The sequence below is a fragment of the Serratia sp. L9 genome, assembly GCF_050632285.1.
Taxonomy (GTDB): Bacteria; Pseudomonadota; Gammaproteobacteria; order Enterobacterales; family Enterobacteriaceae; genus Chania.
Genome location: NZ_CP192591.1, coordinates 2,065,137 through 2,079,038, shown reverse-complemented (window position 1 = coordinate 2,079,038; position 13,902 = coordinate 2,065,137). Strand labels below are relative to the sequence as shown.

Sequence of the window (13,902 nt, the reverse complement as noted above, 5' to 3'; positions counted from 1 at the left end):
TCACTTCTCCCGCAGTGGCTGGTTTGTCCATCTTAGCCATCATTAATTTCTGATAGCCCGCCGTCGCCCAAGGCAATAATGCGATTTACCTGTTCTGCCCGGCCACTGCGGAGAAAATAGCCATGAAGAGCGATGCCCTATCGATAAAAGAGAAGATGGGCTACGGCATGGGGGATGCCACTGTTTGGCGCCCCCCAGAGGACAATCGTTAACATCAGACGCTGGTCACCCAGCGCCGCGTTTAGTGAGCTGCGCGTAATGCCTTCACCTGCCCGGCGGTGATGTCTCCCGGCAATCCTCCCCAGGTCACACGCAGATAATTCACCAGTTCAGCAATTTGGGCATCATCCAGCCGATCGGCAAAGCCCGGCATGCTCTGCATGCTTTCGTTGCCAGGGAACTGCTGCGCCGGTAGGCCGTCCAACACTGAGACGATCAGGTTCTTGCCGTCTGGCTGACGCAGCGTGGCGTTATCACGCATCGCCACCGCCACATGCGGTTTGCCCGCACCATCACGCTCATGGCAGGCTGAACATTGATCGAGATAAGTGATACGCCCGGCTTCACTGCCCTGCCCGGTTTTAACAGCAACCGCCGCTGGCGGCTTATCGCCCATCAGATAAGTCACCAATGCCCGCTGATCTTCCGGTGTCAGATGACGGGTGCTGAGATCCACCACCATATGCATTTCGCTGAAAGCGGAGCCTTGCGGGGCCATGCCGGTGCTGAGGAAACGGCTCAGATCGTCCGGTGTCCAACCACGCTGCGCCAGCCCTTGTGGCGTAATATCCGGTGCACTGAACCGCCCCAGATCGCCCCCCTGCATCGGCTTACTCAACTCCATCTGCCCCAACATGCCACGCGGCGTATGGCATTCGCCACAGTGCCCGAGTGTGTCAGCAAGGTAGCGGCCACGCTGCCATTCAGCTGAATCACCCTGTGAGCTGGCCGGTAGCGGATCGCTGCTGCGGAACAGTAAATTCCAGCCGATCAGCGCCATGCGTTGGTTGAAGGGGAACGGCATATCGTTTTCCGGCGTGGCAACATCCACCGGCGGGCGTGACATCAGATAGGCGTAAATAGCATCTGCGTCTTCACGCGATATCCCTTTGTAGGATGTGTAAGGCATCGCCGGGTACAAATGACGGCCCCCAGGTGCAACACCCTGAGTCAACGCCAGGAAGAAATCGTCTTTGTTCCAGCGGCCAATGCCGTGATCCGCCGACGGCGTCAGATTGCTGCCATAAATAGTGCCAAACGGGGTATCCAGCGGATAGCCACCCGCCAATGGCGCCCCGCCAGGGGCGGTGTGGCAGGCGGCGCAATCGGCAGCCTGCGTCAGGTAGCGCCCACGGGCAATCTGCTCGCTGCTGGCAGCCACCTTCTGCACTGGGCCATCATAGGCGCGGTTTTCCCGCCACCATAGAACGGCGATCACGATCGCCGCTATCAGCACTATCAACAGTGCGAGACGTTTTTTCATTTCGCCGTCTCCTTAAGCAGACCTGGCGTGTTCAACACCACGTCGCGCACCGCTTCGTAGTAACGCACATAGCCGGTGCAGCGGCAGATATGATTCTCCAGGGCCTGCTCAATTGCGCTTTCCAGGCTATCGCGCGGGATCGGATCACGCCTCAGCTTCTCAACAAATACGGTCGCCGCGTTAACAAAACCCGGCGTGCAATAGCCGCACTGGAAGCTGTAATGATCGAGGAATGATTGCTGGATTGGCGAGAGTTCGGCCACTTCCCCCTCATTATCTACCTTTGCGTGGCCCTCAATGGTGCGTACCTGCCTGCCATTGAAAAAATGCGCGCCGGTAATGCAGGTGCGGATCTCTTCGCTGGTACCGCTCGGGTGATCGAGGATCGCTACACAGGCGTGGCAGATCCCCTGGCCGCAACCGAGGCGTGATCCGGTCAGATCGAGATATTCGTGCAGGAAGTCGATCATCATCAGCCCTTCCGGTACTTCGACAGGGCCATATTGCTGGCCGTTAACGGTCAGAGTGATGGGTTGGGTTTTAATGCTCATGGTAATACCTCAAGAATATTCTCGGCACGGACAGGCAAATCACGGAAACGATGACCGGTAGCATGGGCAATGGCGTTAACCAATGCAGCGACCACCGGGATCATCACTACTTCCGCCATCCCTTTCGGCGGATCGGTTTCCGATAGCGCAGGCAGGATGTCACCGGTCTGCTTCCAGACCGCCACATCGCTGGCGCGCGGTAAATGGTAACGGTTGAAGTTCCAGGTGCCGTTACCCGGCCCATCTTCGTACAAAGGTAAATACTCATGCAGCGCGTGGCCGATCCCCATCGCCAGGCCGCCTTGCAGTTGGCCGGAGACCAATTCCGGCACGATCAGGTTGCCGCACTCCATAATCGAATGGTGGTTCAGCAGCTCAACCTTGCCGGTCGCGATATCCACCGCCACTTCCACCAGCGTGCCAACGGCGCTGTAATAGGTCACCGCAGCGTTATTACGCTGCGTTGGCGGGTAATAAACCTGCTCACGTGCCAGGGTTGTGAACTCGCCATTACCGTTGCGCACTGCCAGCCCGTCGATCGGTAAGCGCTCACTTTGATTATTCAGCATGAACTCCGCCTCAGCCCATTGCCAGCGGTTGAACACGTGCACCACCGCTCCGGTGAGGCTGCCCATCTGATAAGCTTTTTTCGCTAGTTGCTCTAACGGTAATATCTGCATCCCTGCCGCCGTCAGACCCCCTTCTACCCAGCGTGCGTCTTCTATGCGCACCACCAACGGGGCCGCCTGGCCGCCACCAATGCCGGTTTGCCAGATAGCCAGTGCCGCTGGCCACAGCCCTTGCTCAAACACCAGACGCGCAGCCTCACGGGTGCTGTGCGAGAAATAGTAAGCGGAGTTACTGGCGCTGGAAGGGGAACAATAGCTTGGCGTCCAGTTCGGGTTGGTTTGCAGTTTGTCCTGATCTTCCTGCGACATCAGGTAGGGATCGCCGCTGGTTTCCATCGGCAGCAGCGACCAATCGGTCACCGAGAAATGGGCCTCATCCGCCGGTTTACCCAGCCACTGCGCACACAGCACCGATTGTGATGTTGACATGCCGGTGCCCATTTCTGCCCCACTGTGATACAGGGTGATGCGCCCGTCTATACTCAGCTCCACCCGGGCAAAAGAGGTTTCCGCCCCGGTGCCAAAGTCCTTTTGCACGCAACCAAAACCGACGCCATAGCGCTTGCCCGGATATTGGCTCTCAAATTCCACTTTGCGCTCGGCACGTTTGAGCCACATCACATGCTGCGCGGCTTTCTCCAGCACCTCATCGGCACGAATGGCCCCCGCCGGGATCGCCCCCTGGGTATTTTTCATGCCGGATTTGAGCACGTTACGCAGGCGGAATTCGATCGGATCGAGCTTCAGTTCTTCTGCCAGCTCATCCATCATCATTTCGGTGGCAGCCATGCTTTGCAGGGTGCCGTAACCGCGAGCAGAGCCGGCATCAATGGCGCGGGATGCCAGCCCGACCGAAGAAAGGTCGCTTTTCGGGAAATAGTAAATCGACTGGGCCGCCGTAGCGCCAACCATCACCACCGAAGGCGTAAAGTTGCTGCGCCCACCGCCGTCGGCGGTCATCGCTCCCTGGAACGCCTGTAACACTCCCGTCTGCTTGTTTACCGCGATGTGATAATTCATATCGAAGGCGTGGCGCTTGATTGCCGTCTGGAACTGCTCGAAGCGATCATTGGCCAGCCGTACCGGCAGCCCATCGCCGTAGAGTGCGGCAACCGCGCCGTAATACGGGAAGTTGTAGTGATCTTTTGAGCCATAACCGACGGTGTAACAAGGGTGCAAGATCAGCTGTTTTACCGGTTGATGGCGTTTGGCCAGCATACGTGGCATTTCATCGGCCACCTCCTGCGGGGATTGGGTCGGGATCACCAGATGCAGAGTTTGGGTGGTGGTATCAAACCAGCCGTTGGCGTTGTCCGGCTCCAACGCCGAGGTATCAATAGATTGCGTGGTGTAGTGGCGCGACATCACCAGCCAATCTGCCGGTGGGGTTTTCAGTTGGTCAGCAATCATCCCCGCGTAATACATGCCTTCCTGATCCAGTTGGCCGCCCTCGCGCCCCTCTGGCCACACCGGTAAATGCCTTCTCATCGAGAGTGGGAAAATCGGGCTGTCTTTCAGACTGGAGAAACGATCGTCGTCGGAGGGCTTATCCCCACCAACGCGCACATACCGGAAACTGCCCCAAGGATCGCGCTGGAGCGGGCCTGTTTCGCTGCCATATCGGATGACTTCATCGCGGAATTTCAATTTATCTTTGGCAAAGCGAAAACGGGCAAAATCATGATAAATCAGGATCGCCACCGCCTGGCCGAGGTAGGCTGGGGTTTTGCCCTGCGGCAGCAGCATGTCATCGCCATAAAACGCCGGGAAAGCCAGGCCGTCACGCGCCAGATCTTCTGCCGTCACTACACGATCCGGTTGTAAGTCTTCGCCCAGTAGAGAAAGATCGATACCGCCAAACAAGCGATCGGCCTTAGTGACCCGGAGAATAAAGGCATGTGCCTGTTTTTGCGGCCAGTGCGGCATATCAACCGCGCGGATATCACGGGCAAATACTTTCTGCCCCATCACCTTGGCACGGCCATCAATACGGTAGCGGATGCGTTTGTTTTGCGCATCCCAGTTAGGCGATTGCAGGATCTTCTGTTCAAACAGCGCGGCATAGGCGCGGCTGTAGAGGGGAGCGAGGTAGACAGATACCCCCGCAATCACGGCACCTTTGATAAATCGACGCCGTGACGGGTTGAAATTGCTCATAAAGTGTCCTTTACATCTTTTTTATGTACCCATTCCCCCAAGGACGACAATTACGCCGTAACCTGGAGGAAAAAGGGTTGTCGTTATTTCAGCGCTTTTGTTGCGCAAACGCTGGTACCCTTGCCGGAGACGCTATAAGCATATGCTTATAACCAAAATCATGGGAGAATTAACATGCTGTTTTCAGAAAAAACACATATAAAAAACACCCAACGCTATGGTGGGGACCATAATTTGCGCAACTGCGGGTAAACCAAATGACAATAGGTATCGTGATTGCCGCTGCCGGGCGCGGTGAACGTTTTACCCAGGCTGGCGGCAAGGGGAACAAACTCAACGCCGTATTGCGTGGCAAGAGGGTGTTTGAACAGACTTTGCAGCAGGTGCTGGCCTCGGGCTTGCCGGTGCATGTGGTGACCAGGCCGGAAAATACACTGGTGCAGCAAGCCTGTAGCGCGCACCAGGTTCCCTTTACCTTGCTGGCCAGCAGCGGCCTTGGGGAGTCCATCGCCGCAGGCGTTACGGCCACGGCCGATTGGGATGGCTGGCTGATCCATTTAGCGGATATGCCTTTCGTCACGCCGCAAGTCTTCCTGCAGGTTGCAGACGCCTTGCGCCAACACCCGATAGTACGACCAAGCTTCCAACTTCAGCCTGGCCACCCGGTAGGCTTTTGCGCAACATTGCGCAAACAATTGTGTGCATTGCGCGGAGATAATGGCGCGCGTGAATTACTCCACCATGAGCAGGTTTATGTGCTCCATCTGGATCAACCCACCATCGTGCAGGATATCGACCTGCCCTCACAACTAGCGGCCAGCGAGTAAATTACTGAATGCAACACCTTGATACCACCGTAGTCAGCCAGGCGATAAGTTGGCTGGAACAACAGCCGGTATGGCTGTGCACCGTGCTCAATACCTACGGTTCCTCTCCGCGCTCACCCGGGGCGCTGATGGTGGCTACGCTTGACGGGCATTATTGTGGTTCATTGTCCGGGGGCTGTGTGGAGGAGGACTTTCTGCGCCGTCTGGCTGAGGGGGAATATCAGGCCGCCAGCCAGGTGATCCGTTACGGCGCAGGTGGCCTGAACCCCAACGTTGCTCTCCCCTGCGGCGGCGTGCTGGACGTGCTGATCGAACACCTGCCAGCAGGCAATGCCAGCATCGGCTACATGAACACGATTGCCCAGGCCTTGGCTGGCCACCATGCACTGATCAAACGCCTGACCTTGCCCAATCCGTGCAGCAGTCTGGAAACGACAGGTTTTACCAGCAGCACCCAGGTGGAATACCACCAGCAAGAGATTGCACTGCATATCGCCGCAGCGCCAAGGCTGTTGATTGCCGGGCTTTCCAGCGTCGCGCTGTATTGCGCCGATTTTGCCAGTGCGCTGGGTTTCGAAGTACTGGTTTGTGAGAACCGCCCGGAAGCGCTGGATAACTTCGTCGGCCAGCTCAAACCCCATATCACTCTGATACGCCAGTTCCCGGCGAAATTTATTGAAGAGGGAGGCTGCCACGCCAACACCGCGATTGTGGCGCTGACACACGACCCCCGGATGGATGATTTAACGCTGATGGAGGCTATCTATACCCCGGCGTTTTACATTGGTGCGATGGGTTCGCAACGCAATAGCGATCGTCGCCGTCAGCGGCTGCAGCAGATTGCGCAATTCAGCCCCCAGGATCTGGAACGCATTCATGCCCCTATCGGGATGGCGCTGGGCAGCAAAACCCCGGCGGAAATCGCACTGGCGGTGATGGCCGATATCGTGCAACAGAAAAACCGTATTCCCCCGCCAGGCAGGTCAACGCAGAGGCACCACCGGCACCAGATGCTGAAGTTCCAGCAGCAGTTCTTCCTGCTCGTTCAGGGAGTAATTGAATAGGGTCAGGTCTGCTCCGTCACCGCGGGCCAGGCCGAGCTCCGGTAATACCTGGGTGTAAATCTGCGCGAGGTGGTCGTTCAATGATACCGGCTTGCCGGAATAGCAAAAACGGCAAAACTCGCCGTGTATTTCCGGCAGCGCTTCCAGCTCCACGTCGTTATTGAGCGGGTAGTCAGCCGCCACCCCAAGGGAATAATCGATTCTGGCCCGTTCCCCATCCGGTATCATCTGGGTAAGCGAATAGGTCAATGACGCCCGCCCACCCAACAACGTATAGAACTGCTCCCTGATCCCATTGCGGATATGCAGATGCGACTTGTCCAGTTCGGCGACTTCCAGATAGTAGGAGTAGCTTTTCCCTTTGAGAACATATTGCCCTGGCACGATCGTGACACGCTCGACCTGGATATCACCAGGCTGATTGGCCGACAGCGAACGAACCAGATTGCTGAAGTCCTGATTTCGGGCATGACGATAGGCTCCGGGGGATTCTGCAAAGTGCTTTTTGAAGCATCGGGAAAAAGTTTGTTGGCTATCAAACTGATATTCGACAGAAATATCAAGAATGCTCTTTTGCGTGAAGCGCAGGGCAAAGGCAGCAAGATACAAACGGCGGGCTCGTATATAAGAAGCCAGCGACAGGTTGGTCTGCTTCTTGAACATTCGCTGCAGATACCATTTTGAATAGCCGGATTTGGCGGAGACAATATCTAACGACAGCGGATTGGTCAGATTGTCTTCAATCCAGACCAACAGTTCCCTTATATGATTTTCCTGCGTTCCCATATGTTTGCCGAACCTTATATTACCAATATGCATTTATACGCGTTTTACTGCTTAGCACATAGGGTATACAGGTTAAAACTTGTCGTCCAGCAAGCTACATGACTTTACACAGGGCTAAAATTTGCCGCCCGCAGTCGGGTCGGGCGGCGGTCTGTCAGATTACTTCACACAGCGCGTGCATTGCGATTGCTGGATCTTCTGGAAGAAGTCATTGCCCTTATCATCCACCAGAATAAACGCCGGGAAATCTTCCACTTCAATCTTCCAGATGGCTTCCATACCCAGTTCCGGATATTCCACACACTCCAGGCTCTTGATGCTCTGCTGGGCCAGCACCGCGGCCGGGCCTCCGATACTGCCCAGGTAGAATCCACCGTGCTTATGGCAGGCATCCGTTACCTGCTGGCTACGGTTGCCTTTGGCCAGCATGATCATGCTGCCGCCATTTGACTGCAACAGATCGACGTAAGAGTCCATGCGCCCTGCGGTGGTCGGCCCCAGAGAACCAGAGGCGTAACCTTCTGGCGTCTTGGCCGGACCTGCGTAGTAGATCGGGTGATCTTTAACGTATTGCGGCAAGCCTTCGCCGCGATCCAGGCGCTCTTTGAGCTTAGCGTGAGCAATATCGCGCCCGACAATAATGGTCCCGCTCAGGGAAAGGCGGGTAGAAACCGGGTATTGGGACAGTTGTTTAAGGATCTCGGGCATCGGGCGGTTAAGATCCACCTTGATCGCTTCCCCTTCACCCGCCTGGCGCAGCTCCTGCGGGATAAATTTACCCGGGTTGTGCTCCATTTTCTCCAGCCAGATCCCTTCGCGGTTGATCTTGCCTTTGATGTTGCGGTCAGCAGAACAGGAAACCCCCATCCCGACCGGGCAGGATGCGCCGTGGCGCGGCAAACGCACCACACGCACATCATGCGCGAAGTATTTCCCGCCAAACTGCGCACCCAGGCCCAGGTTCTGGGCTTCTTTCAGTAGTTCTTCTTCCAATGCCACATCACGGAACGCCTGGCCATGCTCATTACCTTCCGTCGGCAGGCCATCATAATATTTGGTTGAAGCCAGCTTCACGGTTTTTAGCGTGGCTTCCGCAGAAGTCCCGCCGATAACAAAGGCAACGTGGTACGGCGGGCAAGCTGCGGTGCCCAGGGTACGCATTTTATCCACCAGATAATCTTTCAGCTTACCCGGCGATAGCAGCGCCTTGGTTTCCTGGTACAGATAGGTTTTATTGGCTGAGCCACCGCCCTTGGCAATGCACAGGAATTTATACTCCTCACCGTCCACGCTATAGAGATCGATCTGTGCAGGCAGGTTGCTGCCGGTGTTGACCTCTTTATACATATCCAACGCGGCGTTTTGCGAGTAGCGCAGGTTATCTTCGATAAAGGTGTTATACACCCCGCGCGACAGGGCTTCTTCGTCCCCACCGCCGGTCCAGACCCGCTGGCCTTTTTTACCTACGATGATCGCGGTGCCGGTATCCTGGCAGGTTGGCAAAATACCCTTGGCGGCGATTTCTGAGTTACGCAAAAATTGCAGCGCAACGTACTTGTCGTTCTCACTGGCTTCTGGGTCGTTGAGGATATCAGCCACTTGCTGCTGGTGTGCCGGGCGCAACATAAATGAGGCGTCATGGAAAGCGTGCTGGGCAAGAAGGGTCAGGGCTTGGGGATCAACTTTGAGGACTTCCTGGCCAGCAAATTCGCTGATGGAAACGTGATCGCGACTTAGCAGATAGTATTCGGTTTCGTCTTTTTTCAGCGGGAATGGATCTTGATAATGGAACGGTTTATTCGACATTAATCTCTCACTTGCAACATCAGCTGCGTTAAATTCACACTTACTCAGCGTGCTCGGGGCGCGCTGCGTCAAAAAACTCCCCACACCTTACGTATTTTTAGGTAGCCAGTTATTGCGCCAAATCGCAAAAATAACCGCTATTAACGCAGGGATTTACCCTCTGTGGCGCTTTTCTGACCTCATCCGGTGAGAACTGCGGGTACAGCCTCATCAGGCACTGTTTATACCCGTCGCCTTCAAACTGCCGGTAACAACGCTGCAGTTTGAAGGCGGCAGGCATATTATCCCGCAGTTAACACATTGATTACAATCTGTAGGAGTCGATCGGGTTATCATTGTGGGGAAATAACTGGTTTGCAGCAGGTGATAATTTCCTTACACCAGCCGTTGCCAGCCGCCGCGCCATTGCTTAAGCTAGCGCCAATGAATAGAGTAAGGATCCCCATAGCGCTGCAACAAGCGGTGATGCGCTGCCTGCGGGCCAAACTGCAGCTGGCGCAACAGCATTTTGCCGTTGAATTCCCAGAACCCAAGATTGTCTACCAGCAACGCGGCACCAGCGCGGGCACCGCCTGGCTGCAAGCCTGGGAAATACGCCTTAATCCAGTACTGTTGATGGAAAACCAACAGCCATTTATCGATGAGGTTGTTCCCCATGAACTGGCCCATCTGCTGGTATTCCGCCGGTTTGGACGCGTGCCGCCGCATGGCCGTGAATGGCGCTGGATGATGGAAAGCGTGTTACAGGTTTCCGCCAGCCGCACCCACCAGTTTGAAACCAGCTCGGTGCAGAGCAAAACCTTCCCCTATCGCTGCGCCTGCCAGCAGCATCAACTTACCCTACGCCGCCATAATCGGGTGATGCGTGGTGAGAGTGAATACCGCTGTCGCCAATGCGGCGAAAAGCTGGCGTTTTCCGGTTAACGAAAGCCGTTATCGAAATATTTACATTTTAAAAAACAAGTAATTATCCCCATTTGCTACTGCCTGCCAATTCCGTTACCCTGCCTGCTTTTCCAATTTTGGGCAGTTTTGGAATATGCATCGCAAAATTTTGTTAATGGTGATTCTGACCGCCTCCGGCAGCACGCTGGCAAAAGGCATCAATAACTTCAATCAGGCTAAAGCCGCCGCAGCCAAAATCAACCAGAACGGTCCCGGGAGTTTTTACTGTGGTTGCAAAATTGACTGGCAAGGCAAGAAAGGCGTTCCCGATCTTGAGAGCTGTGGTTATCAGGTGCGTAAAAATGCCCAGCGCGCCGGGCGTATCGAGTGGGAGCACGTGGTTCCTGCCTGGCAATTCGGCCATCAGTTACAATGCTGGCAAAACGGCGGCCGCAAAAACTGCAACAAGGATCCGGTCTATCGCCAGATAGAGATTGATCTGCACAACCTGCAACCCGCCATCGGCGAAGTGAACGGCGATCGCAACAACTTTATGTACAGCCAGTGGCGTGGGGGCGAAGGCCAATACGGCCAATGCCCGATGAAGGTCGATTTCAAGAACAAACAGGCCGAACCGCCAGCCCGGGCTCGTGGCGCGATTGCCCGAACCTACTTTTATATGCGCGATCGTTACCAATTATCGCTTTCGCGCCAGCAAACCCAATTGTTTAACGCCTGGGATCGCCAGTACCCGGTCAGCACATGGGAATGTCAACGAGAAGCACGCATCGCCATGGTACAAGGAAATCACAACCCTTATATTCAACAAGCTTGTCAGCAGCGAAAAGGCTGACCTACTATAGTGCTTTCGCGTTGCCAACAGGCAGCGCCGTTTTATCGAGCCAGGATCTGACAATCATTATGCGTATACCCCGCATTTATCACCCGGACCCGTTGAGCGCCAGTGCAGAGATCGCACTGAGCGAAGATGCCGCCAATCATATTGGCCGCGTGCTACGGATGAGCGCCGGGCAGGTGCTGCAACTGTTTGATGGCAGCAACCAGATATTCGACGCCGAAATCATCCGGGTGGATAAAAAGAACGTGCTGGTTCGCATCAGCGCCGGGCAGTTGGAAGACCGGGAATCTCCGCTCAACTTGCATCTTGGCCAGGTTATCTCCCGTGGCGAAAAAATGGAGTTCACCATTCAGAAATCCATTGAGCTGGGCGTGAACGTCATCACCCCGCTGTTTTCCGAGCGCTGTGGCGTTAAACTGGACGGGGAGCGTTTGGCGAAAAAACGCCAGCAGTGGCAGAAAATCGTTATTGCAGCCTGTGAACAATGTGGCCGCAACCGCATCCCGGAAATCCGCGAAGCAATGCCACTGGAAGCCTGGTGTGCCGAACAGGATGGCAGCCTTAAACTGAACCTGCATCCGCGCGCCAGCCAAAGCATCAATACATTACCGTTGCCGGTAGAACATGTGCGGTTGTTGATCGGGCCAGAAGGTGGGTTATCCGCCGATGAAATTGCCATGACCACAGGCTATGGATTTACTGATATCCTGCTGGGGCCACGCGTTTTGCGTACAGAAACCACCGCGCTCACCGCAATTACCGCTTTGCAGGTCCGTTTCGGCGACCTGGGCTAAGGGCCTGTCCTCACAGGTTCGTAAGGAGAAAAGATGATCAAGCTCGGCATCGTGATGGACCCTATTGCTTCCATCAATATCAAGAAAGACACCAGCTTCGCCATGCTGCTCGAAGCGCAGCGCCGCGGTTGGGAACTGCATTACATGGAGATGAACGATCTCTATCTGCATGCCGGTGATGGCCGTGCGCGCACTCGCCTGCTGACCGTAAAAGAAGATAAAGAAAGCTGGTTCAGCTTTGATTCCGAGCAGGATCTGGCGTTGCAGGATCTGGATGTGATCCTGATGCGTAAGGATCCGCCATTCGATACTGAATATATCTATGCAACTTACATTCTGGAACGTGCGGAAGTGAAAGGAACGCTGGTGGTTAACAAGCCACAGAGCCTGCGCGACTGTAATGAAAAGCTGTTCACCGCCTGGTTCCCGGAACTGACCCCAGACACGTTGGTCAGCCGCAGCAAAGAACATATCCGCAAGTTCCACCAGCAGCACGGTGACATTATCCTCAAGCCGCTGGACGGCATGGGAGGGGCATCAATTTTCCGTGTGAAGCAAGACGATCCCAACCTGTCGGTAATTATCGAAACGCTGACCGAGCACGGCAGCCGTTTCTGTATGGCGCAAAACTTCCTGCCTGCCATCAAGGAAGGGGACAAGCGTATTCTGGTGGTGGATGGTGAGCCGGTGCCTTACTGCCTGGCACGTATTCCGGCGCAGGGTGAAACCCGTGGTAACCTGGCGGCTGGCGGCCGTGGCGAAGCACGTCCATTGAGTGAAAGCGACTGGAAAATTGCGCGTGCTGTCGCCCCAACGCTGAAAGAGAAAGGGCTGATTTTTGTTGGCCTGGACGTTATTGGCGATCGCCTTACCGAGATCAACGTCACCAGCCCAACCTGTGCCCGCGAGATAGAAGCTGCCTTCCCGGTTTCTGTCACCGGCATGCTGATGGATGCCATTGAAAAACGTCTGGCCGCGAAGTAAACCGACGACGTTCCTTCTCCTGATAGGGAGAGGGAACGGCATTTGACTTCCCAACCGATGAAGATTTTAGATAACGATATGAATTTACAGCACCATTTCCTGATTGCCATGCCTGCAATGCAAGACCCGCGCTTCAAACATTCGGTGATATATGTTTGCGAGCATAATGACGATGGCGCCATGGGGTTGGTGATCAATAAACCGGTGGAGCATTTCACCGTAGATTCGGTGCTGGATAAACTCAAAATCAAACCTTCGTCACGCGATCCTGCCATCAACCTGGATAAGCCGGTGTTTGCTGGCGGACCGCTGGCCGACGATCGTGGCTTTATTCTGCACACTCCCCGTGAAGGTTTTGGTTCCAGCATCCAGATTTCACCAGAGACCATGATCACCACGTCAAAAGACGTGCTTGAGACGCTTGGCACGCCGGATCAGCCAGAAGATGTCCTGGTAGCGCTCGGCTATGCCGGTTGGGAGAAGGGGCAATTGGAACAGGAGTTGATGGATAATGCCTGGCTGACCACCGAGGCTGATACCGATATTCTGTTCCACACCCCCATCGCCAGCCGCTGGCGCGAGGCGGCAAACCGTCTGGGCATCGATATCCGCAGCATTGCCAACCATGCAGGACACGCCTGATGACCAACCGCACCATCATCGCCTTTGATTTCGGCACTAAAAGCATCGGTGCAGCTATCGGCCAGGAAATCACCGGCACTGCACGGGCTCTGGCAGCCTTTAAAGCGCAGGACGGTGTACCAGACTGGCAAAAGATTGAACGCCTGCTCAAAGAGTGGCAGCCAGACCTGGTGGTGGTTGGTTTGCCGCTGAACATGGACGGTACCGAACAGCCACTGACCGAGCGGGCACGTAAGTTTGCCAACCGCCTGCATGGCCGTTTTGGCGTACAAATTGCGCTGCACGATGAACGCCTGAGCACCGTGGAGGCTCGTTCACACCTGTTCGATCGTGGTGGGTTCCGTGCGCTCGACAAAGGCAGCGTCGACTCTGCCTCGGCGGTGGTGATTCTGGAAAGTTGGTTTGAGCAGCAGGGCTGATGGATTGCCAACCCTT

General features: G+C 55.4%; 12 protein-coding genes and 1 pseudogene. 8 read left to right on the top strand and 5 right to left on the bottom strand.

The genetic code is table 11. The features are described 5' to 3' along the window. Positions 1 to 241 precede the first annotated feature (241 nt). Genes ACQ86O_RS09930 through ACQ86O_RS09920 form a run of 3 tightly spaced genes read right to left on the bottom strand, consistent with a single transcriptional unit; the run spans position 242 to position 4,820 of the window. Entirely contained in the window at positions 242 to 1,483 is a 1,242-nt protein-coding gene (locus tag ACQ86O_RS09930; protein ID WP_431225083.1) for a c-type cytochrome, read from the bottom strand. Then, positions 1,480 to 2,034: a (2Fe-2S)-binding protein gene (locus ACQ86O_RS09925; protein ID WP_431225082.1), complete on the bottom strand. Its 555-nt coding sequence runs from the start codon at positions 2,032 to 2,034 to the stop codon at positions 1,480 to 1,482. Before ACQ86O_RS09925 ends, ACQ86O_RS09930 begins: the two co-directional genes overlap by 4 nt. Next, positions 2,031 to 4,820, bottom strand: coding sequence for a xanthine dehydrogenase family protein molybdopterin-binding subunit (locus ACQ86O_RS09920; RefSeq protein WP_431225081.1), 2,790 nt, complete (start codon positions 4,818 to 4,820; stop codon positions 2,031 to 2,033). The genes ACQ86O_RS09925 and ACQ86O_RS09920 overlap by 4 nt, the downstream gene beginning before the upstream one ends. Positions 4,821 to 5,077: 257 nt before the next feature. Between ACQ86O_RS09920 and ACQ86O_RS09915 the strand changes: the two genes are divergently transcribed. Then, positions 5,078 to 5,647: a nucleotidyltransferase family protein gene (locus ACQ86O_RS09915; RefSeq protein WP_431225080.1), complete on the top strand. Its 570-nt coding sequence runs from the start codon at positions 5,078 to 5,080 to the stop codon at positions 5,645 to 5,647. 8 nt (positions 5,648 to 5,655) lie between these two features. Next, a pseudogene (locus ACQ86O_RS09910) lies at positions 5,656 to 6,707 on the top strand (XdhC family protein). Here the strand turns inward: ACQ86O_RS09910 and ACQ86O_RS09905 are convergent. After that, positions 6,631 to 7,497 carry a helix-turn-helix domain-containing protein gene (locus ACQ86O_RS09905; RefSeq protein WP_431225079.1) on the bottom strand — a complete coding sequence of 289 codons (867 nt, stop codon included), beginning with the start codon at positions 7,495 to 7,497 and terminating at the stop codon, positions 6,631 to 6,633. The pseudogene ACQ86O_RS09910 and the gene ACQ86O_RS09905 sit on opposite strands and share 77 nt — an antisense overlap. Before the next feature lie 159 nt (positions 7,498 to 7,656). Next, complete coding sequence (fumA, locus tag ACQ86O_RS09900) at positions 7,657 to 9,303, bottom strand: class I fumarate hydratase FumA (RefSeq protein WP_431225078.1); 1,647 nt, start codon at positions 9,301 to 9,303, stop codon at positions 7,657 to 7,659. 423 nt (positions 9,304 to 9,726) lie between these two features. Between fumA and ACQ86O_RS09895 the strand changes: the two genes are divergently transcribed. The 6 genes from ACQ86O_RS09895 (at position 9,727) to ruvX (ending at position 13,886) form a co-directional block, all read left to right on the top strand. Continuing rightward, the gene (locus ACQ86O_RS09895) at positions 9,727 to 10,227 is read left to right on the top strand and encodes a SprT family zinc-dependent metalloprotease (protein ID WP_431225077.1); all 501 of its coding nucleotides are present in this window, start codon (positions 9,727 to 9,729) and stop codon (positions 10,225 to 10,227) included. Positions 10,228 to 10,342: 115 nt separating this feature from the next. Next, positions 10,343 to 11,041: a deoxyribonuclease I gene (gene endA, locus ACQ86O_RS09890; RefSeq protein WP_431225076.1), complete on the top strand. Its 699-nt coding sequence runs from the start codon at positions 10,343 to 10,345 to the stop codon at positions 11,039 to 11,041. Between the two features lie 68 nt (positions 11,042 to 11,109). After that, on the top strand, positions 11,110 to 11,841 hold the full coding sequence (gene rsmE / locus ACQ86O_RS09885) for a 16S rRNA (uracil(1498)-N(3))-methyltransferase (protein ID WP_431225075.1): 732 nt from the start codon (positions 11,110 to 11,112) through the stop codon (positions 11,839 to 11,841). 33 nt (positions 11,842 to 11,874) lie between these two features. Continuing rightward, complete coding sequence (gshB, locus tag ACQ86O_RS09880) at positions 11,875 to 12,825, top strand: glutathione synthase (protein ID WP_431225074.1); 951 nt, start codon at positions 11,875 to 11,877, stop codon at positions 12,823 to 12,825. Positions 12,826 to 12,903: 78 nt separating this feature from the next. Next, positions 12,904 to 13,467: a YqgE/AlgH family protein gene (locus ACQ86O_RS09875; protein ID WP_431225692.1), complete on the top strand. Its 564-nt coding sequence runs from the start codon at positions 12,904 to 12,906 to the stop codon at positions 13,465 to 13,467. After that, positions 13,467 to 13,886 carry a Holliday junction resolvase RuvX gene (ruvX, locus tag ACQ86O_RS09870; protein ID WP_431225073.1) on the top strand — a complete coding sequence of 140 codons (420 nt, stop codon included), beginning with the start codon at positions 13,467 to 13,469 and terminating at the stop codon, positions 13,884 to 13,886. The genes ACQ86O_RS09875 and ruvX overlap by 1 nt, the downstream gene beginning before the upstream one ends. The last annotated feature ends 16 nt before the right edge of the window (positions 13,887 to 13,902 follow it).